This window comes from Streptococcus sp. 10F2 (genome assembly GCF_054331515.2).
The window spans coordinates 17,114-40,084 of sequence record NZ_JBTGGE020000011.1; the positions used below are offsets into that span (position 1 = coordinate 17,114).

23 protein-coding genes are annotated in these 22,971 nt (G+C 41.4%); 20 read left to right on the forward strand and 3 right to left on the reverse strand.

Going from position 1 to position 22,971, the window contains the following annotated elements; genetic code table 11:
- Positions 1–4: 4 nt before the first annotated feature.
- The 15 genes from ACXM1Q_RS03720 (at position 5) to ileS (ending at position 15,613) form a co-directional block, all read left to right on the forward strand.
- Positions 5–229, forward strand: a complete 225-nt coding sequence (locus ACXM1Q_RS03720) for a YqgQ family protein (RefSeq protein WP_458516295.1) — start codon at positions 5–7, stop codon at positions 227–229.
- Positions 226–606, forward strand: coding sequence for a rhodanese-like domain-containing protein (locus tag ACXM1Q_RS03725; RefSeq protein ID WP_458516297.1), 381 nt, complete (start codon positions 226–228; stop codon positions 604–606). The genes ACXM1Q_RS03720 and ACXM1Q_RS03725 overlap by 4 nt, the downstream gene beginning before the upstream one ends.
- A gap of 126 nt (positions 607–732) precedes the next feature.
- The gene (typA, locus tag ACXM1Q_RS03730; RefSeq protein ID WP_135037211.1) at positions 733–2,580 is read left to right on the forward strand and encodes a translational GTPase TypA; all 1,848 of its coding nucleotides are present in this window, start codon (positions 733–735) and stop codon (positions 2,578–2,580) included.
- A gap of 26 nt (positions 2,581–2,606) precedes the next feature.
- Entirely contained in the window at positions 2,607–2,915 is a 309-nt protein-coding gene (locus ACXM1Q_RS03735) for a DUF3165 family protein (protein ID WP_458516299.1), read from the forward strand.
- A gap of 81 nt (positions 2,916–2,996) precedes the next feature.
- Positions 2,997–4,346, forward strand: coding sequence for a UDP-N-acetylmuramoyl-L-alanine--D-glutamate ligase (gene murD / locus ACXM1Q_RS03740; RefSeq protein WP_458516301.1), 1,350 nt, complete (start codon positions 2,997–2,999; stop codon positions 4,344–4,346).
- Between the two features lie 2 nt (positions 4,347–4,348).
- Positions 4,349–5,422, forward strand: a complete 1,074-nt coding sequence (locus tag ACXM1Q_RS03745) for a UDP-N-acetylglucosamine--N-acetylmuramyl-(pentapeptide) pyrophosphoryl-undecaprenol N-acetylglucosamine transferase (RefSeq protein WP_458516303.1) — start codon at positions 4,349–4,351, stop codon at positions 5,420–5,422.
- Entirely contained in the window at positions 5,422–6,570 is a 1,149-nt protein-coding gene (locus ACXM1Q_RS03750; protein WP_458516305.1) for a cell division protein FtsQ/DivIB, read from the forward strand. Before ACXM1Q_RS03745 ends, ACXM1Q_RS03750 begins: the two co-directional genes overlap by 1 nt.
- A gap of 109 nt (positions 6,571–6,679) precedes the next feature.
- Positions 6,680–8,071 (forward strand): cell division protein FtsA, encoded by a 1,392-nt coding sequence (gene ftsA / locus ACXM1Q_RS03755; RefSeq protein WP_458516307.1) that lies wholly within the window; start codon positions 6,680–6,682, stop codon positions 8,069–8,071.
- 11 nt (positions 8,072–8,082) lie between these two features.
- Positions 8,083–9,345, forward strand: coding sequence for a cell division protein FtsZ (gene ftsZ / locus ACXM1Q_RS03760; protein WP_458516309.1), 1,263 nt, complete (start codon positions 8,083–8,085; stop codon positions 9,343–9,345).
- 1 nt (position 9,346) lies between these two features.
- Positions 9,347–10,021 carry a YggS family pyridoxal phosphate-dependent enzyme gene (locus ACXM1Q_RS03765; protein WP_458516311.1) on the forward strand — a complete coding sequence of 225 codons (675 nt, stop codon included), beginning with the start codon at positions 9,347–9,349 and terminating at the stop codon, positions 10,019–10,021.
- Positions 10,022–10,188: 167 nt separating this feature from the next.
- Positions 10,189–10,716 carry a cell division protein SepF gene (locus ACXM1Q_RS03770; protein ID WP_458516338.1) on the forward strand — a complete coding sequence of 176 codons (528 nt, stop codon included), beginning with the start codon at positions 10,189–10,191 and terminating at the stop codon, positions 10,714–10,716.
- On the forward strand, positions 10,716–10,988 hold the full coding sequence (locus tag ACXM1Q_RS03775; RefSeq protein WP_458516313.1) for a YggT family protein: 273 nt from the start codon (positions 10,716–10,718) through the stop codon (positions 10,986–10,988). Before ACXM1Q_RS03770 ends, ACXM1Q_RS03775 begins: the two co-directional genes overlap by 1 nt.
- A complete protein-coding gene (locus tag ACXM1Q_RS03780; RefSeq protein WP_458516315.1) occupies positions 10,982–11,776 on the forward strand; it encodes a YlmH family RNA-binding protein in 795 nt (264 codons plus the stop codon). Before ACXM1Q_RS03775 ends, ACXM1Q_RS03780 begins: the two co-directional genes overlap by 7 nt.
- A gap of 9 nt (positions 11,777–11,785) precedes the next feature.
- Positions 11,786–12,544, forward strand: a complete 759-nt coding sequence (locus tag ACXM1Q_RS03785) for a DivIVA domain-containing protein (protein ID WP_458516317.1) — start codon at positions 11,786–11,788, stop codon at positions 12,542–12,544.
- Between the two features lie 264 nt (positions 12,545–12,808).
- A complete protein-coding gene (gene ileS / locus ACXM1Q_RS03790) occupies positions 12,809–15,613 on the forward strand; it encodes an isoleucine--tRNA ligase (RefSeq protein ID WP_458516319.1) in 2,805 nt (934 codons plus the stop codon).
- Between the two features lie 148 nt (positions 15,614–15,761).
- Here ileS and ACXM1Q_RS03795 read toward each other — a convergent pair whose 3' ends face one another.
- The 3 genes from ACXM1Q_RS03795 to ACXM1Q_RS03805 all read right to left on the reverse strand — a co-directional run bounded on the left by ACXM1Q_RS03795 (position 15,762) and on the right by ACXM1Q_RS03805 (position 18,962).
- Entirely contained in the window at positions 15,762–16,061 is a 300-nt protein-coding gene (locus tag ACXM1Q_RS03795) for a DUF1827 family protein (protein ID WP_458516321.1), read from the reverse strand.
- A gap of 25 nt (positions 16,062–16,086) precedes the next feature.
- Entirely contained in the window at positions 16,087–16,536 is a 450-nt protein-coding gene (locus tag ACXM1Q_RS03800; RefSeq protein ID WP_458516323.1) for an NUDIX domain-containing protein, read from the reverse strand.
- 221 nt (positions 16,537–16,757) lie between these two features.
- Positions 16,758–18,962, reverse strand: a complete 2,205-nt coding sequence (locus ACXM1Q_RS03805; RefSeq protein ID WP_458516325.1) for an ATP-dependent Clp protease ATP-binding subunit — start codon at positions 18,960–18,962, stop codon at positions 16,758–16,760.
- A gap of 166 nt (positions 18,963–19,128) precedes the next feature.
- Between ACXM1Q_RS03805 and ACXM1Q_RS03810 the strand changes: the two genes are divergently transcribed.
- The 5 genes from ACXM1Q_RS03810 to ACXM1Q_RS03830 all read left to right on the forward strand — a co-directional run bounded on the left by ACXM1Q_RS03810 (position 19,129) and on the right by ACXM1Q_RS03830 (position 22,834).
- Positions 19,129–19,716, forward strand: a complete 588-nt coding sequence (locus tag ACXM1Q_RS03810; protein WP_458516327.1) for a GNAT family N-acetyltransferase — start codon at positions 19,129–19,131, stop codon at positions 19,714–19,716.
- A gap of 57 nt (positions 19,717–19,773) precedes the next feature.
- On the forward strand, positions 19,774–20,004 hold the full coding sequence (locus ACXM1Q_RS03815) for a DUF1797 family protein (protein WP_135037840.1): 231 nt from the start codon (positions 19,774–19,776) through the stop codon (positions 20,002–20,004).
- A 456-nt stretch (positions 20,005–20,460) separates the two neighbouring features.
- Complete coding sequence (locus ACXM1Q_RS03820; protein ID WP_458516330.1) at positions 20,461–21,144, forward strand: amino acid ABC transporter permease; 684 nt, start codon at positions 20,461–20,463, stop codon at positions 21,142–21,144.
- The gene (locus tag ACXM1Q_RS03825; protein WP_458516332.1) at positions 21,144–21,878 is read left to right on the forward strand and encodes an amino acid ABC transporter ATP-binding protein; all 735 of its coding nucleotides are present in this window, start codon (positions 21,144–21,146) and stop codon (positions 21,876–21,878) included. Before ACXM1Q_RS03820 ends, ACXM1Q_RS03825 begins: the two co-directional genes overlap by 1 nt.
- A gap of 107 nt (positions 21,879–21,985) precedes the next feature.
- The gene (locus tag ACXM1Q_RS03830; RefSeq protein ID WP_458516334.1) at positions 21,986–22,834 is read left to right on the forward strand and encodes a bifunctional methylenetetrahydrofolate dehydrogenase/methenyltetrahydrofolate cyclohydrolase; all 849 of its coding nucleotides are present in this window, start codon (positions 21,986–21,988) and stop codon (positions 22,832–22,834) included.
- The last annotated feature ends 137 nt before the right edge of the window (positions 22,835–22,971 follow it).

The following is a 22,971-nucleotide window of genomic DNA, read 5'->3' on the forward strand; positions in this document are numbered from 1 at the left end:
GCCTATGAAAAATTTTTATGATGTTCAGCAATTTTTGAAGGGCTATGGCCTCGTAATTTATATGGGCAAACGACTCTATGATATTGAGCTGGCACAAATAGAGTTGGAACGTCTCTATGATGCTGGTATTATGGACCGCTTGGATTATATTCAGGCTCAACTGGTTTTAAAAAAAGAACATCAGGAAGAACTAGCTTATCTTGAAGAAAAGGAGAAGAGAGACAAATGATTGGTTTTTTAATAGTACTACTTGGATTTTTAGCTTGGATGGGTTTTAATTATTGGCGCTTACGTCGTGCAGCTAATTTGGTAGAAAATGCGGAATTTGCGGCTATGATTCGTAGTAGTCAACTGATTGATGTTCGTGAACCTGAGGCATTTCGTAAGAAGCATATTTTAGGAGCTCGCAATATCCCCGCTAATCAAATCAAACAGAGCTTGGCTGCTTTGTCCAAAACAAAGCCGATTTTGCTCTATGACAATAACCGGGGTCCATCAGTGACCAATACTATTTTCTACCTTCACAAGCAAGGATATCGGAACCTTTATTTATTGGCCGGAGGCCTTGAAGCATGGAATGGAAAAGTAAAGGAAAATATGAATTGATAGGAAAGAGGGGGATCCCTCTTTTTTAGTTTCGTTGGGAAAACCCTTTCTCAATAGGCATGGCTTGTCACTAAATTTTATTTCATGTATAATATTCTGGATAAACTATAAAGATTTGAGGAAATCATGTCAACATTAAGAAAAGATATCCGTAACGTCGCAATCATTGCCCACGTTGACCACGGGAAAACAACCTTGGTGGATGAGTTATTAAAACAATCAGAAACATTGGATGCACGGACTGAATTGTCTGAGCGCGCTATGGACTCCAACGATCTTGAAAAAGAGCGTGGAATTACCATCCTTGCTAAAAATACGGCTGTTGCTTATGACGGTGTTCGTATCAACATTATGGACACACCAGGTCACGCGGACTTTGGTGGAGAAGTTGAACGGATTATGAAAATGGTTGACGGTGTTGTTTTGGTTGTGGATGCCTATGAAGGAACCATGCCTCAAACCCGTTTCGTTTTGAAAAAAGCCTTAGAACAAAACTTGACGCCAATCGTGGTGGTTAATAAAATCGATAAACCTTCTGCTCGTCCAGCTGAAGTTGTAGATGAAGTTTTGGAACTCTTTATTGAGTTGGGTGCGGATGATGACCAATTGGAGTTTCCAGTGGTGTATGCTTCTGCGATCAATGGAACTTCTTCTTTGTCTGATGATCCAGCAGATCAGGAGAAAACGATGGCTCCGATCTTTGATACGATTATCGATCACATTCCTGCACCAGTTGATAATTCAGAAGAACCCCTTCAATTCCAAGTTTCCTTGTTGGATTATAACGACTTTGTTGGTCGTATCGGAATTGGTCGCGTTTTCCGTGGACAAATTAAGGTTGGAGATCAGGTTACCTTATCCAAATTGGATGGAACAACGAAGAACTTCCGTGTAACCAAACTCTTTGGTTTCTTTGGACTGGAGCGTCGTGAGATTACAGAAGCAAAAGCTGGAGATTTGATTGCTGTATCTGGTATGGAAGATATCTTTGTGGGTGAGACCATTACACCAGTTGATGCAGTTGAACCACTTCCAGTTCTTCGAATTGATGAGCCAACTCTTCAAATGACTTTCTTGGTTAACAATTCACCATTTGCTGGTCGTGAAGGTAAATGGGTGACGTCTCGTAAAGTAGAGGAGCGCCTCTTGGCTGAATTGCAAACAGACGTATCCCTTCGTGTTGATCCGACTGATTCACCGGACAAGTGGATTGTATCTGGTCGTGGAGAATTGCATTTGTCAATTTTGATTGAAACGATGCGTCGCGAAGGCTATGAGTTGCAAGTATCTCGTCCAGAGGTTATCATCAAAGAAATTGATGGTGTCAAGATGGAGCCATTTGAACGTGTACAAATTGATACTCCAGAAGAATACCAAGGCTCTGTAATCCAAAGTTTATCGGAACGCAAGGGTGAGATGTTGGATATGATTGCGACTGGCAATGGCCAAACTCGTTTGGTCTTCCTAGTACCAGCACGTGGATTGATTGGTTATTCAACTGAGTTCTTGTCTATGACCCGTGGTTATGGAATCATGAACCATACCTTTGATCAATATTTACCTGCCATTGCCGGTGATATTGGAGGTCGCCACCGTGGAGCTCTTGTCTCTATTGATGCTGGTAAAGCAACAACGTATTCAATTATGTCTATTGAAGAGCGGGGAACTATCTTTGTAAATCCAGGTACTGAGGTTTATGAAGGAATGATTATTGGGGAAAATTCACGTGAGAACGATTTGACTGTGAACATTACGAAAGCTAAACAGATGACGAACGTCCGTTCAGCTACTAAGGATCAAACCTCTGTCATTAAAACGCCACGTATCCTCACTTTGGAAGAATCTTTGGAATTCCTCAATGATGATGAGTACATGGAAGTAACCCCTGAATCAATCCGCCTTCGGAAACAAATTCTGAACAAGGCTGAGCGGGAAAAAGCCAATAAGAAAAAGAAATTAGCAGCGGCTGAATAAAAGCCTTTTAGAAGGAGTTCAAAAATATGCTTTACATTATCATTATTATTTTGATTCTGCTATTTTATATTTTTGCTGCTCCTTCAAGCATTAAAGGGACTTTTAATATTGTTAGTCTCGTACTACTCGGAGTCCTTTTGATGATTCTTTTAGGTGTGGGAATCGTTCAATTCTTTCGTATTCCAGGAGAGATTTTTATTTGGGCGGGTATGTTGGCTCTAGCCTATTTCTCCCTTAAGGATTTACGGCGTTTATCTATTAAGGGTGGAGGTAAACCACCGATTCCTATCCCGACAATCAATTGGAATAGGGTTTTCCCTAGGAATCCAAAATAAGCTTTTCCCCAAGTTGTCTAGCAGCTTGGGGAGTTTTTTGCTCGAAAAATGGTAAAATAGACTGTGTTAAGGAGCGAGTATATGATGCAAGTGAATGAATTTACGGGAAAAAATGTATTAGTATTAGGTTTAGCGCGGTCAGGTAGAGCAGTCGCTTTGCTCTTGGATCGGTTTGGAGCTAATGTGACTGTTAATGAAGGGCAGGCCCTAGAGGATAGTCCTCAGGCGCAGGAATTGTTAGAAAAAGGTATTCGAGTAGTAGCGGGGGGGCATCCCTTGGAACTCTTAGATGAGGGATTTGACCTAATGGTTAAAAATCCTGGAATTCCCTATAGCCACCCTATGGTTGTCCGGGCAAAGGAACTTGGATTCCCTATTTGGACTGAAGTAGAAGTGGCTAGTCGTTTGTATCCTCACGCTATTATTGGAATCACTGGTTCTAATGGGAAAACAACGACAACCATGATGGTAGCAGCAATCTTGGAAGAAGCTGGGCGTCAACCAGTTTTGGCGGGTAATATCGGTTACCCAGCTTCTGAAGTTTTACCTGACGTTACAGAAGAGCAGCAGGTGGTGATGGAATTGTCCAGTTTTCAATTGATGGGAGTAGAGAGTTTCCATCCCCATATTGCAGTAATTAATAATATTTTGCCAAGCCATCTAGATTACCATGAATCGTTTGAAGAGTATAGGGATGCTAAATGGGCTATCCAATCTCAAATGACAGCAGATGATTTCCTAATTCTGAATTGGAATCAAGCCCTTAGCCAGGACTTGGCGAAGGAAACACAGGCACAAGTTCTTGCCTTTTCAACTAAGGAAAAGGTTGACGGGGCTTACTTGGACGAGGGGCATTTAGTGTATAAGGGTGAACGGATTATGCCAGCCGTTGAGCTAGGGGTTCCAGGCGAGCACAATATTGAGAATGCCTTAGCAGCAATCTTGGTGGTTAAGCAATTAGGAGTAGAGAACGAAGCTATTACGCGTGCATTATCGACTTTTTCAGGGGTCAAGCATCGTTTGCAGGAAGTTGGCGAAATCAATGGAATCCGTTTCTACAACGATAGCAAGTCCACGAATATTTTAGCGACGCAGAAGGCTTTGTCTGGTTTTGATAATTCCAAGGTCATTTTGATTGCTGGTGGTTTGGATCGGGGGAATGACTTGAGTGAGTTACTTCCGGATATTCACGGACTGAAGGCTATGGTTCTATTAGGGCAAGTCGCTCCTCGTTTAGAAGCCTTAGCTAAAGAAGCAGGGGTCGCAAGCTACCCTGCTTCAGAAGTAGCAGCGGCAACTAACATAGCCTTTGACCTGGCTCAAAAAGGAGATGTTGTTCTCTTCAGTCCAGCTAATGCTAGCTGGGACATGTATAAGAACTTTGAAGAACGAGGGGAAGTCTTCCTAAAAGCAGTGAAGGAGTTAGAATAAGCATGAAAAAAATCGTCTTTACGGGAGGAGGAACAGTGGGTCATGTGACCTTGAACCTGCTTCTGATTCCGAAGTTTATCGCTAACGGGTGGGAAGTCCACTATATTGGGGATCGTAAAGGAATTGAATTTGAGCAATTAGAAAAAAGTGGGTTAAATGTTCAATTCCATTCGATTGCAACGGGAAAATTACGTCGTTATTTCTCTTGGCAGAACCTTTGGGATGTCTTTAAAGTTGCCTGGGGAGTGCTCCAATCCTTCTTTTACCTTTTGAAAATTCGTCCTCAAGCTCTATTTTCTAAGGGAGGGTTTGTATCTGTTCCACCTGTAGTTGCAGCTAAATTACTAGGAATTCCGGTCTACATTCATGAGTCAGACTTGACGATGGGCTTAGCCAATAAAATTGCCTATAAATTTTCGAAGCGTCTCTTCTCGACTTTTCAATTGGAAGGAGAGTATACCCGTGCAGAGCATGTGGGTGCTATTTCCAAGGTGGAAAAGGGGTATCACAACCTCTCAAGTGAGATACAAGAGATGGCTGAAGAACTCTTTGATTCTGAGAAAAAAACTCTCCTTTTTATCGGCGGATCCGGAGGGGCCAAGGTTTTTAATGAGTTTGTGGATCAAAATCGAGAATCTCTTTTGGCTGCCTATAACATTATTAATTTGACAGGGCATAAAGACTTGGAAGAGTCTAGTTCTGGGCTCTATCGTTTAGCTTTTGCGCGTGAAACGTATCGAGATTTATTGGAATTAGCAGACATGGTCATTACAAGGGGGGGATCGAATACCTTGTTTGAACTGGTCGCTTTGGAGAAACTTCATATCATTGTTCCCTTGGGGAAAGAAGCGAGTCGCGGAGATCAGTTGGAAAATGCGGCCTACTTTGAGAAAAAAGGCTACAGTCTGACCATTCAAGAGCCAGATTTAAACTTGGAGACATTACAAGCAACGATTACCCAGGTGCAAGAAAATTCTGAAGCTTTCCAAGATGCTATGGCTCAAAGTGTGGATTTGATTAGTCTGGATGCTTTTTACCAAGTATTAATGAATGAGATTGATAAAGGAGGCCACTGATGTCTGACGAGGATAAAAAAGGTTCCTCTCATCGCGAAGAATGGGAAAGGAGAAACCGAGAATATCAAGCGGCTCAAGATACTGAACGGATTCGGGCAGAACGTGAACGGCAACGGAATATTAATCAGCGTCTAGGTCGGATTGTGGACCCAATGGCTAAAGAAATTTTAGAAGAAGAGCAGAAAGTCCAATCCATTGCCCGCCAGAAACAGGAACAAGTGAATCTGACAGATTCTGCACGTCAAGCCAAAAAAGCAGCTCAGCTTCAAAAACGTCAAGCGCAGCGAGCAAAAAGACAGGCTCAGAAGCAAGCTAAACAAAACCAGCGTCAAGCTCGAAAAATCCAAAAACAAGAGAACCGAGAGCAGACTCGGAAAGCTCGCCGTCATTTAGCTCGGCTAATTCCTGTCTTTCTTTTCTTTATGTTTCTGACAGTCATTTCAGCATATTTTATTAGTCCTTACGGGAAAATGAAGCAGTTCACAGTCTCAGGCAGTGATCATCAGGACCAGTCTAAGGTTATAGCTGCGACGAAGGTGGATGAAAGAGATTATACGATAACAGTTCTGACGAACCGAAAGAATTTTGCGAAGCGTATTCAGAAAGCCAGTCCTTGGGTACGGCAGGTTTCGGTTGGTTACCAGTTTCCAACGACTTTCCCAATCCAAATCGAAGAGTATGCGATTGTTGCTTACCAGATAGAGAATCAGAAAGCTTTTCCGATTTTGGCTAATGGTCAAAAAGTAGATGAAGAAGTTGCGGAACATGAAATGCCAAGCGATGCTATTCGAACTCAATTGGTAGATGAAGAGTTATATCCAACTTTGAGCGAACAGCTATTACAATTAAATCAGGAAGTACGGGAGAATATTCAGGAAATCAAATCGAGTGCCTCTAAAGCCTCAGAAGATTTGGTTACTCTAACGATGAGAGATGGGCATCAGGTTTTGGTTCCATTATCTGAACTGAGCCGGAAATTAACCTACTATCCTTCGATTGTTAAAAACTTGCAAGAGCCCACCATGATTGATATGGAGGCAGGTGCTTACGGGTATCCAATGACTAGTGATGAAAAAACAGCACAAGAATCTGGTTTAGAGATGGCTGTCAATCAAGTCGGAGCCCTCACAACTGTAACTCAAAATTAATAGAAAAAATCTTTTATTTTCGTGTATTTGTGTTATAATGTACGGTGATTAGCACGCTTAAAAGTGTTCAAGTTGATTGAAGATTGTATGAGAAGAGAGGAAGTATGTAATGGCTAGAGATGGCTTCTTTACAGGATTAGATATTGGGACTAGTTCCATCAAGGTGTTGGTCGCCGAATATATCAATGAAGAAATGAATGTCATTGGTGTCAGCAATGCAAAAAGTGCTGGTGTTAAGGATGGAATCGTAGTCGACATCGAAGCTGCAGCCACTGCCATCAAAAAAGCCATTGATCAGGCAGAAGAGAAGGCAGGCATTGCGATTGCAACGGTTAATGTCGGCTTACCTGCAAGTCTTTTGAAAATTGAGCCAACACAAGGTATGATTCCGGTCACCAATGAAACCAAAGAAATTACCGATATGGATGTGGTAAATGTGGTAGAGTCTGCAGTGACTAAGAGCATGAACCCAGATCGTGAGGTTATTACCTTTGTACCAGAAGAGTTTATTGTGGATGGTTTCCAAGGGATTCGAGATCCTCGAGGTATGATGGGGACTCGTTTAGAAATGCGTGGGCTTCTTTATACTGGTCCACGAACTATTCTTCATAATTTACGCAAAACAGTGGAACGGGCAGGTCTGAAATTAGATAATATTGTAATTTCTCCACTTGCTATGAGTAAATCTGTTTTGAATGAAGGTGAACGGGAATTTGGTGCGACTGTTATCGATATGGGAGGCGGTCAAACCACTGTAGCTGCAGTTAAAAATCAAGAGCTTCAGTTTACCCACATCTATCAAGAGGGTGGAGAATACGTTACGAAAGATATTTCCAAGGTATTAAGAACTTCTCAAGCAACTGCAGAAGGATTAAAAATGAATTACGGGGAAGCCTATCCCTCTCTTTCAAGTGCTCATGATAGTTTCCAAGTAGATGTTATTGGTGAAGTAGAACCAGTTGAAGTCACAGAAAAATATTTAGCAGAAATCATTTCTGCTCGTGTTCGTCATATCTTTGATCAGGTTAAGCAAAATCTTGAAAGACATCATTTACTAGACCTCCCAGGAGGGATTGTCATTGTAGGTGGTGGAGCTATTCTACCAGGTATTGTAGAATTGGCACAGGAAATTTTTGAAGTTCCTGTGAAGTTATTTGTACCGAACCAAATTGGAATTCGAAATCCAGCCTTTGCGAATGTTATTTCATTGGCAGAGTATGCAGGAAATATGACTGAAGTGGATCAATTGGCTCAAGCAGCAGTTCATGGCGAATTTACTCGTCCACAACAAGGAACGATTGCATTTCGTCCCAAAGCTGCAGTAGCACCTGTGCAACAGCCACAAGTTCAAGTTAGTCCTGAACCAGTCCAACAACCTCAACCAACACATACGACTCAGGAATTGCCTGAAATAGATGCAGAGATTCCTGTTAAAAAAGAAAATACTACCGGTAAGTTTGGTGATCGGGTCCGCGGACTGTTAAATTCAATGTTTGATTAAGGAGAAACAAGATGTCATTTTCATTTGACGCAGCTGCAGCACAAGGCGCAGTAATTAAAGTAATTGGTGTCGGAGGTGGTGGCGGAAATGCCATTAACCGTATGATTGACGAAGGAGTCGCTGGTGTAGAATTTATCGCAGCGAATACAGATGTTCAAGCTCTAAGCAGTTCTAAGGCAGAAACTGTTATCCAATTGGGTCCAAAATTGACTCGTGGTCTAGGTGCTGGAGGACAACCGGAGGTTGGACGTGAAGCAGCACTTGAAAGTGAAGAAGTCCTAAACGAGGCACTTTCAGGATCTGATATGGTCTTTATTACTGCTGGAATGGGGGGAGGCTCAGGAACAGGTGCAGCCCCTGAAATCGCTCGTATTTCAAAATCGCTAGGTGCTTTGACAGTAGGTGTTGTCACTCGTCCATTCGGTTTTGAGGGAAGTAAACGTGGGAATTTTGCAGTTGAGGGAATTAATCAATTGCGGGAACATGTTGATACACTTTTGATCATCTCTAACAATAATCTTCTTGAAATTGTTGATAAGAAAACACCTTTGATGGAAGCTCTTAGTGAAGCTGATAATGTTCTTCGACAAGGTGTTCAAGGAATTACAGATTTGATTACCAATCCTGGTTTGATTAACCTTGACTTTGCGGATGTAAAAACGGTTATGGCTAATAAGGGGAATGCCCTTATGGGAATCGGAATTGGAACGGGTGAAGAGCGGGTGATGGAAGCTGCTCGTAAGGCCATCTATTCACCACTATTGGAAACTACAATTGATGGTGCCGAGGATGTTATTGTTAACGTGACTGGTGGTATGGATATGGCTTTGACAGAGGCTGAAGAAGCATCTGAAATTGTGAATCAAGCCGCTGGTCATGGTGTTAATATCTGGTTGGGAACCTCCATTGATCCAAATATGGAAGGCGAGATTCGCGTTACTGTTGTCGCAACAGGCGTTCGTCAAGATAAAGTTGAGCAGGTGGCTGGTGTATCAGGAACTCCTAGTCGTCCTGAGCCTAAACAAGCTCAAGCAAATCAAGGTCAATTTGATCGTGCCTACGATTTGAATGAATCAGTAGATATGCCGATTTCAAGTCGTCCTCGTCAAAGTGAAGCGCCAGCTATTTCACCATTTGGAAATTGGGATCTTCGTCGTGATCAGATTACACGTCAAACTGAAACACCAACAGGTTCTAGTGTAGAGCGTTATCAAGAACAAAATGATTTAGATGATGATGAGCTAGAAACACCACCATTTTTCCGGAATCGTTAAAATGAATTTTCAAAAACAAGCCCAACTCGTTAAAGAAGAAGTAACGGAGGCGGTTAGAAAAAGTGTTAGTCCAGCAAGAGAATGTCAGATTATTGCGGTCACAAAATATGTGGATGCAGATGTTACACGACAACTTGTTGAGGAGACTGGTTTTTACCACTTAGGTGAAAACCGTGTCCCTCAATTTCTTGCTAAAAAAGATAAGTTATCTGACCTTCCCATTACCTGGCATTTTATTGGTAGTTTACAGAGAAGAAAAGTAAAAGATGTCATCAATCATGTGGACTACTTTCATGCCTTGGATTCCGTCTCTTTAGCAAGAGAAATTCAAAAACGGGCTGAAAAACCGATTGCTTGTTTTTTACAAGTAAATCTTTCTCGTGAGGAAAGCAAGCATGGTTTCTTTATAGAAAATATTGATTCGGCTTTAGAAGAAATCGCTGCTTTTGATAAGATTCGATTAGTTGGTTTGATGACGATGGCACCTGCTGAAGCAGAACCATCCGAAATTGATCAATTATTTAATCAGACTCGTATCTTGCAGCAAGAATTAGCAGAAAGAAAAATCCCAGGAATGCCGTTTACTGAGTTAAGTATGGGAATGTCCTCAGACTATCAGTTGGCAGCCATACAGGGAGCCACCTTCGTTCGAATTGGCAGCCTTCTTTTTGAATAAGTGACAAAAGGAAAATTATGGACAGAGTACTCGATTTTTTTAGAAATATTGGTGTCTATTTAAAGGGTCTGTTTGTTGAAGACGAAGGCGGATTCCAGGAAGAGCCTGTAGAAGTTCTTTCGGAAACAAGCTTAGCAGACAAAACTGACCAAGCAATACAGGCACAAATGGAAGACAAGGCAGAGCGTAGAACTCTCTCAAATGTATCCAGTTTACCTCACATAAAAACTTCTGAAGGTACCCTTTCTCTACCTCAGAAGTCGCCTGTCAACCGAAGTACAGAAGAAAGAGAAACACAAACTATGAATACAAGTAGACCACAAAACATCACAGATTTACATGCGAGACAAGAAGAATTGGCCCGTCAGAATGGCCAATCATCTCCGGAAGAAAAACACATTATTTATGTTCGTTACCCACGACGTTATGAAGAGACTCCAAAATTTTTGGATCTTCTCCTTCAAAATGAAAGTGTTTTGATTGACTTTCAATACATGACAGAAGTTCAAGCACGTCGCTGTTTAGATTATTTGGATGGAGCACGATATGTTCTATCTGGAGATTTGAAAAAAGTTGCAAATGGGATTTATCTCTTAACTCCTTCAAATGTTGTCATTAATGTTGAAGACCTTCAGCTAGCTGAGGGAACAACAAATCAAACAATCGAATTTGATTTCGATATGAAACGACGCTAATGAATATCCTATACTATATCTATCGGACTCTCGTTCTTTTCTTGAATGTATTAGATTTAGCTTTGGTAGCTTACATTATTCTGTCTTGGTTTCCAGGTGCTCTGCGGACACCTTTAGGCTACTGGTTGATTAGAATCGTCAGTCCTATTTTAAGGCCTTTTCGAAACTTACCCCTTCAGTTCTTTGGTTTGGATTGGACGGTCTTTGCAGTTTTATTTTTACTAAATTTAATTCGTGATCATGTACTTCCGGCTTTGTTTTTCGCATGGTAAAAAATTTAAAAAATGTATCGCAACATGTAACAGCAGGCGATCAGCTTTTTTTAGAAAAGGCTTGGGAGTGGATTGAGCGGGTAGAGAATCAATACATTCCGGTATTGACAGATTTTCTAAATCCGCATCAGGTTTCATTACTTAGAAATCTGGCCAGTCATAGGGAGCTGAACGTGTTTGATTCGGCGGACTTATGGCCAAGTGAGCAGTCTCGCGTTCTTTTAGCACCTAGTTATTATGAATTAAATCCTGATGATTTTGAATTAGAATTGTTATCGATTGACTTTATGAGTCAATTTGGGCATCTAACCCATCCTCAAGTATTGGGCTCCCTACTCCATCAGACAGGCTTGGACCGTCGTGTTTTTGGAGATATTCTAATTGGGGAAGATCAAGTTCAGATTTTCATGCAACGTCCGATAGTAGAACTTGTACTTCAAGAAGTTCGGAAGATTGGTCGTCTAGGTGTTAAGATGAATGTGATTTCCAAATCTGAACAACTGCAAGTTCAAGAAGAGGCTCAGACAAAAACCATTTTTGTAGATAGCCTTCGCTTGGATCGCTTGGTCGCTTCTTCTTTTCAAGTAGGTCGAAGTAAGGCGGCACAATTAATTAAATCCAATAAAGTAAAGGTTAATTACCAGGAACGAACAGATGTCTCTTATCCAATAAAGGCTGGTGATAGAGTCAGTATTCGGAGTAAGGGAAGAGTTTATGTCGGAGAGTCCACAGGTCTTTCAAAATCTGGTAGAATGAAAGTAGAGTTAAAGATATTAGCACGTAAATAAGGAGAGAATATGGCACTGACAGCATTAGATATCCGTAATAAATCGTTCACGACAAAGTTTCGTGGTTATGATGTAGATGAAGTTGATGATTTCTTGGATATTTTGATTCGAGAATTTGAAGACTTGACTCGGCAGTTGGTTGCAAAAGATGAGCAAGTTCGTAATTTAGAAGAGCGCTTACTCTATTTTGACGAAATGAAAGATTCGCTTAGCCAATCTGTTTTGATTGCGCAAGATGCAGCTGAAAAGGTGAAACAAACAGCTTCTGATGAGTCTAATAACATTATTCGTCAGGCAGAACAAGATTCTCAACGCCTCTTGGATGATGCTAAATTTAAGGCAAACGAAATTCTTCGTCATGCTACAGACAATGCCAAGAAAGTTGCAGTTGAGACGGAAGAGTTGAAAAATAAAACACGTATTTTCCATCAACAAATTCGTTCTGCAGTAGAGAGTCAATTGAGTGTCATTACATCCCCAGAGTGGGAAAATATTTTGCAACCAACAGCGACCTATGTTCAAACGAGTGATGAAGCATTCCGTGAAGTAGTTGTATCTGCTCTTGGAGAAGACCAAGCTGTTTCACATGAGGAACCAATTGACATGACTCGTCAATTTTCACCACTTGAAGTTGCAGAATTACAAAACCGTATTGCATCAGCAAATCAAATGGCTGAAACACAGTCTTACCAAGGCTTAGCTGCAGATGTAAACGCTGCTCTAGATGCAGTTGATTCGGCTGAAAAAGAAAAAGTCGATCTTTTATAATGATTTAGTTCCATGAAAACACGATTGAATCAATACAATTCTAGCGAGTAGGTGTTGGTGTGAGACCTACATTCCCTGTTGTTTCGATTATCATTTCATGAACTCTACACTGAAATGTACTAAGTAAGTGTGGACGGGTCGTTCCGTTATCGACGAAGAGGGTAGATTGGAGACTGTGAGTCCAATTTACTAAAGTAAGGTGGTACCACGCTTTGTCGTCCTTAGGGAATGGCAAGGTGTGTTTTTTTATAGAAAGGATTGGATATGAAATTAAAAGAAACCTTAAATTTAGGAAAAACAGCTTTTCCAATGCGAGCTGGGTTGCCAACTAAAGAACCTCTTTGGCAAGAGGAATGGGATAAGGCAGAACTTTACAAAAAACGGTTAGAATTAAATCAAGGGAAACCATCCTTTATTCTTCATGATGGACCTCCCTATGCCAATGGAAATATCCATGTAGGTCACTCCCTCAATAAGATTTCTAAGGATATTATCGTTCGCTCTAAATCCATGTCTGGCTTCTATGCACCTTATGTTCCTGGTTGGGATACTCATGGTCTTCCAATTGAACAAGTTTTAGCCAAACAAGGTGTTAAACGCAAGGAAATGGATTTGGTCGATTATTTGAATCTTTGTCGAGACTATGCTCTTGAACAAGTGGAAAAACAAAAAGCTGATTTTAAACGTCTAGGTGTTGCTGCAGATTGGGATCATCCTTATACGACCTTAACACCAGATTATGAAGCAGCTCAAATCCGTGTTTTTGGAAAGATGGCTGAAAAAGGCTACATCTACCGTGGGGCTAAACCTGTTTACTGGTCATGGTCATCTGAATCTGCTCTTGCGGAAGCTGAAATCGAATACCATGATGTAACCTCTAATTCTCTTTATTATGCCAATAAGGTCAAAGATGGTAAAGGTGTCTTGGATACAAATACCTATATTGTTGTTTGGACAACTACACCATTTACAATCACTGCTTCACGTGGTTTGACAGTTGGAGCAGACATTTCCTATGTGAAGGTTGCTGTAGCAGGAGATAGCCGTCATTTTGTACTTGCTGAAGAATTGCTAGATCAGCTTGCAGAAAAATTCGGCTGGTCAGATGTAGAAGTAGTAGCTCGCTATACGGGTAAAGAACTGGACCATATTGTTACAGAACATCCATGGGATACAGAAGTCGATGAGTTGGTTATTCTGGGTGACCATGTTACAACAGACTCAGGTACAGGTATTGTCCATACGGCTCCTGGATTTGGTGAGGACGACTACCATGTTGGGGTTGCCAATGGTCTTGAAGTAGCAGTTACAGTTGATGAACGTGGAATCATGATGGAGAATGCTGGTCCTGAATTTGCTGGTCAGTTCTATGGTAAGGTATTGCCGACAGTAGTGGAAAAACTTGGTGATTTATTGATGGCTCAAGAAGAAATCACACACTCCTATCCATTTGACTGGCGGACGAAAAAGCCAATTATCTGGCGTGCAGTTCCTCAATGGTTTGCATCTGTATCTGATTTCCGTCAAGAAATCTTGGATCAAATTGATCAAGTGAAATTCCACATGGAGTGGGGGCGGACACGTCTTTATAATATGATTCGTGATCGAGGCGATTGGGTTATCTCACGTCAGCGTGCCTGGGGGGTTCCTCTTCCAATTTTCTATGCAGAAGATGGAACTGCTATTATGGAAGCTGAAACCATTGAACATGTTGCTCAATTATTTGAAGAGCATGGGGCTTCAGTATGGTGGGCTCGTGAAGCTAAGGACCTCTTACCAGAAGGCTATAGTCACCCAGGTTCTCCGAATGGGGTCTTCACCAAGGAAACAGATATCATGGATGTATGGTTTGACTCTGGAAGTTCTTGGAACGGAGTCTTGAATAATCGTGAAGAACTTCAATATCCAGCTGATCTCTACTTAGAAGGATCTGATCAATATCGTGGTTGGTTCAACTCTTCCTTGATTACTTCCGTTGCCAATAATGGAGTAGCACCTTACAAACAGCTTCTTTCCCAAGGTTTTGTTTTGGATGGTAAGGGTGAAAAAATGTCTAAATCGCTAGGAAATACAATCTTGCCTAGTGATGTGGAAAAACAGTTTGGTGCTGAAATCCTTCGTCTTTGGGTAAGTAGTGTTGATACAAGCAATGATGTCCGTATCTCCATGGATATTTTGAGCCAGGTGTCAGAGACTTACCGGAAGATTCGTAATACCCTACGTTTCTTAATTGCTAACACCTCTGACTTTAATCCGACTCAAGATCAAGTTGTCTTTGAAGAACTTCGGTCTGTTGATAAGTACATGACTATTCGCTTTAATCAAGTTGTAGCAGCAATCTGTCAGGCCTATGATGATTTCAACTTCCTCAATGTGTATAAGGCAGTTGTAAACTTTGTAACAGTTGATTTATCTGCCTTCTATCTTGATTTTGCGAAAGATGTGGTTTACATTGAAGGGGCAAAATCTCTAGAGCGTCGTCAGATGCAAACAGTGTTCTATGATATTCTTGTGAAATTGACCAAGCTCTTGACACCAATTCTTCCACATACTGCTGAAGAGATTTGGTCCTACCTTGAATTTGAAGAAGCTGACTTTGTACAATTGACAGATCTCCCTGAGGTTACAACGTTTGAGAATGCTGATCAGGTATTAGAGCAGTGGGAACTCTTCTTTACCTTCCGTTCACAAGCACAAAAAGCTTTGGAAGAGGCTCGTGCTGAGAAAGTCATTGGTAAATCACTTGAAGCAGAATTAGTTGTCTACCCAAGTTCAGAATTGGCAGCTGCTTTGGAAGCCTTGGATACAGATTTAGCACAATTGTTGATTGTTTCCAAACTGACCCTATCCTCTGAGCCAGCATCTGAACATGCTCTTAGCTTCGAAGATGTTGCTTTTGAAGTTAAAGCCGCAGAAGGACAAGTATGTCAACGCTGTCGTCGTGTTGATCCAAGCGTTGGAACCAATAGCAATCCAAATCTTGTTATGGTCTGTGATCACTGTGCTTCAATCCTTGAAGAAAACTTCTCTGAAGCAGTCGTTGAAGGATTCGAAGTACCACAAAAATAAGTCTCGCTTTCTTGAGAACTTATGGGCTTATAGATTTGAAAACTCCCCTGTTGGCCGTGGATCCAGCAGGGGAGTTTGTGTCATAAGAAGTGTATACTGAGTAAGCAAAAAGGAATCTCTAGGGTTTAGACTAGAGATTCCTTTTTGACTACTTGATTGGAATGGAGATTTCAATTAGTTTATCAGAGTAGAGGGTTTTGATATCTTCCTTGCGAACATGATCTGTTTGAATACGCCGCTTGAGGAAGAAATCTCGGATGGTTTCAATTTCTACTTCACGAATAGCTCGGTGTTTATTGGTAATTAAGATTTCATAGTGGGTAGGAGCTTTTGTGAAAATCACATCTGTATTACCTGCTGAGAAAGTCTCTACTAAGGTTGCATCCGTGTTTTCAAGTTGCCTCTCAATGAGTTGTTTATGACTGGAGTTTGTATTGATCAGTTTCATAATGACACCTTTCTAGTTGAGCAAACTATTGATTTAGAGATTGTTGCCATTGTTGGAGACCCCAACGATGACTACCACGTTTTAGGTGTAGAAAGGCTTGGTTAATAGGGAACCAGGCTAAATTATTAAAGTCTTCCAAGGGTTGACCGACCTCGGTATAGGATTTCACTTCATAAATAAAGGCTGGATTGTGGTAGTGGGTATCTCGATGGCTAGAATAGAAGTACTCGTCAGCTTGACCATAGTACTGACCAACTTGCGCACTGAAACCTAGTTCTTCGAGCAACTCTCGCTCGAGAGCTTCTAAATGATTTTCACCAGCCTCAATTTCACCTCCGGGTAAAAACCAGGCACCATTTGGAGCTTGAACTAAGATAACCTGCTCGCGACGAGCATCAGGTACTACCGCATAGACCCCATAGCGAGCTGTGTAGTTAACGTCAGGATCTTTCTTACCAAAATAAGGAACTGTCATAAGCAAACCTTCCTAAGATTAAATTGTTTTTCTTTATTATATCATGATTTTTAACGGCTCACCTTTTTTAAAAAGAAAAACGAAGAAAAAATTGCTGAGGATGAATTTGTGGAAAACAGAGGCTGGACTCAAGTACCAGCCTCTAAGATGTAGTTGGGAGATTTCGTTGACGCAAACTATCATTGTTTGTGTTTCCAACTCCCTATTCCTATCGCTTTTTCTTATTCGGATTCTACTTTTTCGGTCTCTTTTTCCACTTTTTGAGTAGACTTAATCATGATTTGTCCGTTTTGCATCACGGCTCTTAAGTCTTTTTCCTGTGGATGTTCTAGGTAGTAGTCGGTAATGGAATCTTCAATATGATCTTGAATAGTTCGACGGAGTGGGCGAGCTCCCATTTTAGGATCATATCCTAAGTCGACCAATTTTTCTTTGACTTTATCTGTGACACTTAGTTGGATGCCATTTTTGCCAAGTCGCTCACGGACATCTTCTAACATGAGGTTAACAATTTGAAGGAGATTTTCCTTGCTAAGTGCTTGGAATTCAATGATACCATCAAAGCGGTTCATAAATTCTGGGCTGAAGAAGTTCCCCAATTCATTCATGACAGAGTTGGTCCGTCCTTCACGGCTGGCACCAAATCCGACAGAGGCTTCGACTTTACCAGTACCTGCGTTGGAAGTCATGATAATGATGGTATCTTTGAAGCTGACAGTTCGTCCTTGACCATCAGTCAAACGTCCATCATCCAAGACTTGAAGGAACATGTGCATAACGTCTGGATGCGCTTTTTCAATCTCATCTAAGAGGACAAGGGAGTAAGGGTTACGACGAACTTTCTCGGTTAGTTGGCCAGCTTCATCGTAGCCCACATAACCTGGAGGGGCACCAACTAATTTAGCTACACTGTGTTTTTCCATATATTCGCTCATATCGAAGCGAATCATGCTATCTGTAGAACCAAAAAGCTCTAAGGCCAATTGTTTAGACAGTTCGGTCTTACCAACACCTGTGGGACCAACGAAGAGGAAGCTTCCAATTGGACGGTTTGGACTACCAAGGCCAACTCGATTGCGACGAATCGCTTTGGCAATTTTGTCGATTGCTGGATCCTGTCCGATGACATGTTCTTTGAGGTCATCAGCAAGATTAACCAATTGCGATTGCTCTTTTTCTTTGAGGTCACCAACTGGGATATTGGTTTTTTGCTCAATAATCGCTTCAATAACTTTTTCGGTAATGACAGGCATATCCTGGTCATGGATTTCAGTTTTTTGAAGTTCTTTGTATTTAGCAATCTGATCACGATAGTAGGCTGCTTTTTCAAAGTCTTCATCACGAGTTGCCTGAGTCTTGAGTCGCTCTGCTTCAATGAGACGTTCATCTAGCTCTTTAGGATCGACAAAGGTCAAGGTTAGGTTCATTTTAGAACCTGCTTCATCCAAGAGGTCGATGGCTTTATCAGGTAAGAAGCGATCTTGGATATAGCGGTTGGATAGTACAGCGGCAGCTTCAATAGCTTCATCTGTATATTTGACATGGTGATAGTCTTCGTATTTTTTCTGAATTCCTTTGAGGATAATCAGAGTTTCAGCTACAGACGGTTCGTCTACTTTAACGGGCTGCATGCGACGTTCTAGGGCAGCATCTTTTTCGATAATCCGGTATTCATTGAGGGTGGTTGCACCAACTAGTTGTAGTTCTCCACGAGCTAGAGCAGGTTTGAGAATATTTCCGGCATCCATATTTCCGTCGCCAGCATTTCCTGCTCCGACGATTTCATGGATTTCATCAATAAAGAGGATAACATCCTCACGTTGCCGAATCTCCTCCATCAATTTTTGCATTCGTTCTTCGAACTGACCACGGATACCGGTACCTTGAACGAGGCTGACCATATCTAGGCGAATGACTTGTTTGGATTGAAGTTTTTGCGGTACATCTCCGTCGACAATTTTTTGAGCGAGTCCTTCAACGACAGCTGTTTTACCAACACCAGGTTCTCCAATAAGAACGGGGTTGTTTTTAGTACGACGATTGAGAATTTCGATCACTCGAATGATTTCTTCATCTCGGCCGATAACGGGATCGATGTCCCCACGTTTGGCAATGTCTGTGACATTGATTCCAAACTCATCTAGAATTCCCTTTGGTCTTGGTTTGGCTTGAGAAGCTCGCTCTCTTTGACCTGGTCGGTTTCCTGTTTCCTCTGGTTCAGGACGTTGGAAATTTCCTAAATTTTGGAAGAATTCTCCTAGAGGATCATTAGAGTTGGAGTTTAAGCCCTTTAGCAAGGACGCATTCGGGTCAGATTTCATAATTTGGTAGCAATTTTGACAGAGGTCAACTTGCTGCTGATGACCATTAATACTAGTATAGAGATGGATGGTAGCATCGTTCATTTTACAATTGTGACAAAGCATAAATGCTCCTTTCTATTCGAGAGACACCCTTTATTGGTCAATAAAGGTCAAATTTATCTACTATCGATTATAGCACCTTTTTGAGACTTTGCAAGTAAAAAGTATGAAATAGGGGAGCCTTGACCAATCCGCTTTGTTTTTTTAGAATAAAGAAAAGGAGGCCCATATGGAGGTTAGAGTAAGATTTGCGCAGCTCGCTGATGCTGAGGAGCTATTAGCCATTTATGCTTATTATGTGGAGCAGACAGCGATATCATTTGAACATGAAGTTCCTAGCCTAGAGGTTTTCCGAAGTCGAATGGAGGCCATTCAGTCTTTTTATCCCTATCTTGTAGCAGAAGTAGAGGGGCGTATCCGAGGTTACTGCTACGCAGGTCCTTTTCGTTCAGCTGCCGCTTATGCTTGGTCAGTCGAATCTACTATTTATGTGGATTCGAACATGAAAGGGCAAGGACTGGGGCATTTGCTCTATGATCGATTGGAAACCTATCTCCAGGAAATGGGAATCTTATCTATCAAGGCTTGCATAGGCTTAGGCCCTAAAGAGGATCCCTATAGTTCTCGTGCAAGTGAATTTTTCCATACAAAGCGTGGCTATAGGAAAGTAGCCCATTTCCCACAAGCTGGTTATAAATTTAGCAAATGGTATGACATGATTTGGATGGAGAAAGAACTGGGGAATTTTACCTCAGATGTGGCTACTCCAAAGTCGGTTTGGAGTTTGAAAAGGGATGAGAATGGAGAAGTATCCTAGAATTTTCAGTAATTCTATGGTATACTTAGTAAGAATTTAAAAAATAGGAGAAACGTAATGGAATCACATTTGGTACGCATTATCAATCGTCTTGAAAAGATGGCGACAGATGGCGGCAATTTGAAACGAAATTTTGAACGAGACGGTGTAGTCGTTGCCGAAGTTTCCTATAGCCAGGATGAAGAACTCGGTTCAATCTTTACCTTACGAGATGTCGAAGCACGTGAGACATTCACTTTTGACAGTATCGATTTGATTGCAATGGAAATTTACGAGCTTTTATATTAAGAGTTCGTGTTGGTAGCAGAAGAATCTGTCACAGCTCTTTTGTCTAAGTTGTCGTCACTACCTAGATTACCTTTGCTATCTAATTTTTAGGTTTTCAATGATCTAAAAAGAGGTTGTTACTAGTAACTCCTACTCTGATAGTATGCTGAAGTCCTATAGATTTTGTTGAAATGAGCGAAGTCCGAACTAGTGTCTTTATGAAAAGAATACCGGGTGGTGTGATGAAACACGGACAACTATGATTTGCTTTCTAAATTCTATGTTGTCTACTCAACCGATAGTTCTGCTGTTTGCCCCAATCAATGACTATGTCAAAGATTTATGATGAACGAGAATGTCGAGGCTGGAAGGTTTGCCCAGCCTCCTTTTTCATATTCTCGCTGATGCATCTTGTGAGCCTTCTGGCTTTTTGGTAGAATAACTTCATATTTACATTTTTTGTTGAAAGGTATTTTCATGTCATTTTCATTTTTACCTCAGTTTTTGCCTTATTTTAACTATGGGGCTTTGGTAACGATTATTGTCTCTATTTTTGTTGTCTTTTTTGGAACAATTTTAGGGGTTCTCTTAGCTTTTGCTCAACGCTCAAAATGGGCTGTTTTACGATGGATTGCGAATATTTATGTTTGGGTCTTTCGTGGAACACCGATGTTGGTTCAAATTATGATTGCTTTTGCCCTAACTCATTTAACGGCTCCATCGATTCAGATTGGAATTTTACAGGTGGATTTGACGCGTTTGATTCCAGGGATTGTTATTTTGTCTATGAACTCTGGAGCTTATGTGTCTGAAACAGTTCGTGCTGGTATTAACGCAGTTCCAAATGGGCAGTTAGAAGCGGCTTACTCATTGGGAATTCGTCCGGCTAATGCCATGCGCTATGTTGTTCTCCCGCAAGCTGTTAAAAATATTCTTCCAGCTTTGGGGAATGAGTTTGTAACTATTGTCAAGGATAGTTCACTTCTTGCAACGATTGGCGTTATGGAACTCTGGAATGGAGCCCAGACTGTTGCGACCACAACCTATCAATCTTTGACTCCCTTATTGGTTGCGGCAGCTTATTATCTTGCCCTAACAAGTGTGCTTAGTTTGCTTTTGAAAATGTTTGAAAATCGGCTCAAACAAGAGGAGAAGAAATAATGACTGAAACCATTTTAAAAATTGAAGACCTTCATAAATATTTCGGAAAAAATGAGGTTTTAAAAGGTATTGACTTAGAGATTCATCGGGGAGAAGTCGTTGTTATTATTGGCCCTTCAGGTAGTGGGAAATCAACACTTCTTCGTTCGATGAATTTGCTAGAAGAGGCGACCAAAGGTCATGTCTATTTTGAAGGCGTTGATATTACAGATTCCAAAAATGACCTTTTCAAAATGCGGGAAAAGATGGGAATGGTTTTCCAACAATTTAATCTTTTTCCAAATATGACTGTTTTGGAAAATATTACCCTTTCCCCTATCAAAACGAAAGGAATCAGCAAGGCGAAAGCAGAAGAAAAAGGAAAAGAGCTTCTAGCGAAAGTCGGCTTGCCTGATAAAGCCAATGCTTACCCTCAGTCTCTGTCAGGTGGGCAGCAACAGCGAATTGCGATTGCCCGTGGACTAGCTATGGACCCAGATTTACTGTTATTTGATGAACCGACTTCAGCCCTCGATCCAGAGATGGTTGGTGAAGTTTTATCTGTCATGAAGGAATTGGCTGAATCTGGTATGACGATGGTTATTGTGACTCATGAGATGGGATTTGCTCGTGAAGTTGCAGATCGGGTTATCTTCATGGATGGTGGTGGTGTTGTCGAGGACGGGACTCCTGAAGCTATTTTTGACAATAGTCAAGAAGAGCGAACTCAGAATTTCTTGAGTAAAGTTTTATAAGTCGGTGAAGTCTGTAGTCATTTTGTCTTTTAAGGCAGAACTTCTAGAAGATTCATTCAGCAAGTGGTAAAATGGGAATAGATTCAGTTTGAACAAGGAGGAACCACATGCAACTCTTGGATGGAAAAGCTTTAGCTTTAAAAAAACGAGCAGCCTTAGCTGAAAAGACGGCTCAGTTATTGGTAGAAGAGGGGTTGAAGCCTTGCTTGGTAGTAGTCTTAGTGGGTGAGAATCCAGCTAGCCAGGTCTATGTCCGTAATAAGGAGAAGGCAGCCATTGAGGCGGGTTTTGAAAGTCGTGTTTTGCGCTACCCAGATAGCTTGACTGAAGAAGAACTATTGGAATTATTGGCAGAATTAAATCAGGATACTAGCGTGCATGGTATTCTTGTTCAACTGCCGCTTCCTTCACAAATCCGTGAAGATTTAGTGTTAGAGGCGATTGATCCTGCTAAGGATGTTGATGGTTTTCATCCTTTCAACGTAGGACGCTTGTGGACCGGAGATCCTTTACGGGTTCCGTCTACGCCTGCTGGGATCATGGCCTTACTTGCGGAATATGGAATCAATCCTGCAGGAAAAAAAGCTGTGGTAATTGGCCGCAGTAATATTGTTGGCAAGCCTATGGCAGAGATGCTTTTGGCGGCAGATGCGACTGTTACCATTGCTCATTCTAAGACTGAAAATCTGGCTCAATTAGCCAGTGCAGCAGATATCTTAGTAGTTGCGATTGGACGAGGGCACTTTGTAGGTTCTGACTTTGTCAAAGAAGGTGCGGTTGTCATTGACGTGGGTATGAATCGCAATGCGGAAGGGAAGTTAATTGGAGATGTAGACTTTGAAGCTGTAAAAGACAAAGCAGCATTTCTAACACCAGTTCCAGGTGGCGTTGGCCCTATGACTATTGCGATGCTTTTAGAGCAGACGTTTCAAGCTGCAGTAGGCAGTAGAAACTAAAAATGAGCTTGGAGTCAAAACCACCCGTGAAAACGGGTGGCTTGTACACCGGCTATAAGCCGGTTCTCTCTAGCGACGCCTAAAGGCGTTCGCTGAACTTCGTTCAGGTTAGTGCTATAATTACTTGACTACTGCCC

Coding starts and splice junctions, on each gene's coding strand:
- murD (WP_458516301.1), top strand. CDS start 2,997: ATGATGCAAGTGAATGAATTTACGGGAAAAAATGTATTAGTATTAGGT.
- ACXM1Q_RS03810 (WP_458516327.1), top strand. CDS start 19,129: ATGGAGGTTAGAGTAAGATTTGCGCAGCTCGCTGATGCTGAGGAGCTA.
- ACXM1Q_RS03720 (WP_458516295.1), top strand. CDS start 5: ATGAAAAATTTTTATGATGTTCAGCAATTTTTGAAGGGCTATGGCCTC.
- ACXM1Q_RS03820 (WP_458516330.1), top strand. CDS start 20,461: ATGTCATTTTCATTTTTACCTCAGTTTTTGCCTTATTTTAACTATGGG.
- ftsZ (WP_458516309.1), top strand. CDS start 8,083: ATGTCATTTTCATTTGACGCAGCTGCAGCACAAGGCGCAGTAATTAAA.
- ACXM1Q_RS03725 (WP_458516297.1), top strand. CDS start 226: ATGATTGGTTTTTTAATAGTACTACTTGGATTTTTAGCTTGGATGGGT.
- ftsA (WP_458516307.1), top strand. CDS start 6,680: ATGGCTAGAGATGGCTTCTTTACAGGATTAGATATTGGGACTAGTTCC.
- typA (WP_135037211.1), top strand. CDS start 733: ATGTCAACATTAAGAAAAGATATCCGTAACGTCGCAATCATTGCCCAC.
- ACXM1Q_RS03815 (WP_135037840.1), top strand. CDS start 19,774: ATGGAATCACATTTGGTACGCATTATCAATCGTCTTGAAAAGATGGCG.
- ileS (WP_458516319.1), top strand. CDS start 12,809: ATGAAATTAAAAGAAACCTTAAATTTAGGAAAAACAGCTTTTCCAATG.
- ACXM1Q_RS03775 (WP_458516313.1), top strand. CDS start 10,716: ATGAATATCCTATACTATATCTATCGGACTCTCGTTCTTTTCTTGAAT.
- ACXM1Q_RS03805 (WP_458516325.1), bottom strand. CDS start 18,962: ATGCTTTGTCACAATTGTAAAATGAACGATGCTACCATCCATCTCTAT.
- ACXM1Q_RS03735 (WP_458516299.1), top strand. CDS start 2,607: ATGCTTTACATTATCATTATTATTTTGATTCTGCTATTTTATATTTTT.
- ACXM1Q_RS03770 (WP_458516338.1), top strand. CDS start 10,189: ATGGAAGACAAGGCAGAGCGTAGAACTCTCTCAAATGTATCCAGTTTA.
- ACXM1Q_RS03795 (WP_458516321.1), bottom strand. CDS start 16,061: ATGAAACTGATCAATACAAACTCCAGTCATAAACAACTCATTGAGAGG.
- ACXM1Q_RS03825 (WP_458516332.1), top strand. CDS start 21,144: ATGACTGAAACCATTTTAAAAATTGAAGACCTTCATAAATATTTCGGA.
- ACXM1Q_RS03780 (WP_458516315.1), top strand. CDS start 10,982: ATGGTAAAAAATTTAAAAAATGTATCGCAACATGTAACAGCAGGCGAT.
- ACXM1Q_RS03765 (WP_458516311.1), top strand. CDS start 9,347: ATGAATTTTCAAAAACAAGCCCAACTCGTTAAAGAAGAAGTAACGGAG.
- ACXM1Q_RS03750 (WP_458516305.1), top strand. CDS start 5,422: ATGTCTGACGAGGATAAAAAAGGTTCCTCTCATCGCGAAGAATGGGAA.
- ACXM1Q_RS03785 (WP_458516317.1), top strand. CDS start 11,786: ATGGCACTGACAGCATTAGATATCCGTAATAAATCGTTCACGACAAAG.
- ACXM1Q_RS03800 (WP_458516323.1), bottom strand. CDS start 16,536: ATGACAGTTCCTTATTTTGGTAAGAAAGATCCTGACGTTAACTACACA.
- ACXM1Q_RS03830 (WP_458516334.1), top strand. CDS start 21,986: ATGCAACTCTTGGATGGAAAAGCTTTAGCTTTAAAAAAACGAGCAGCC.
- ACXM1Q_RS03745 (WP_458516303.1), top strand. CDS start 4,349: ATGAAAAAAATCGTCTTTACGGGAGGAGGAACAGTGGGTCATGTGACC.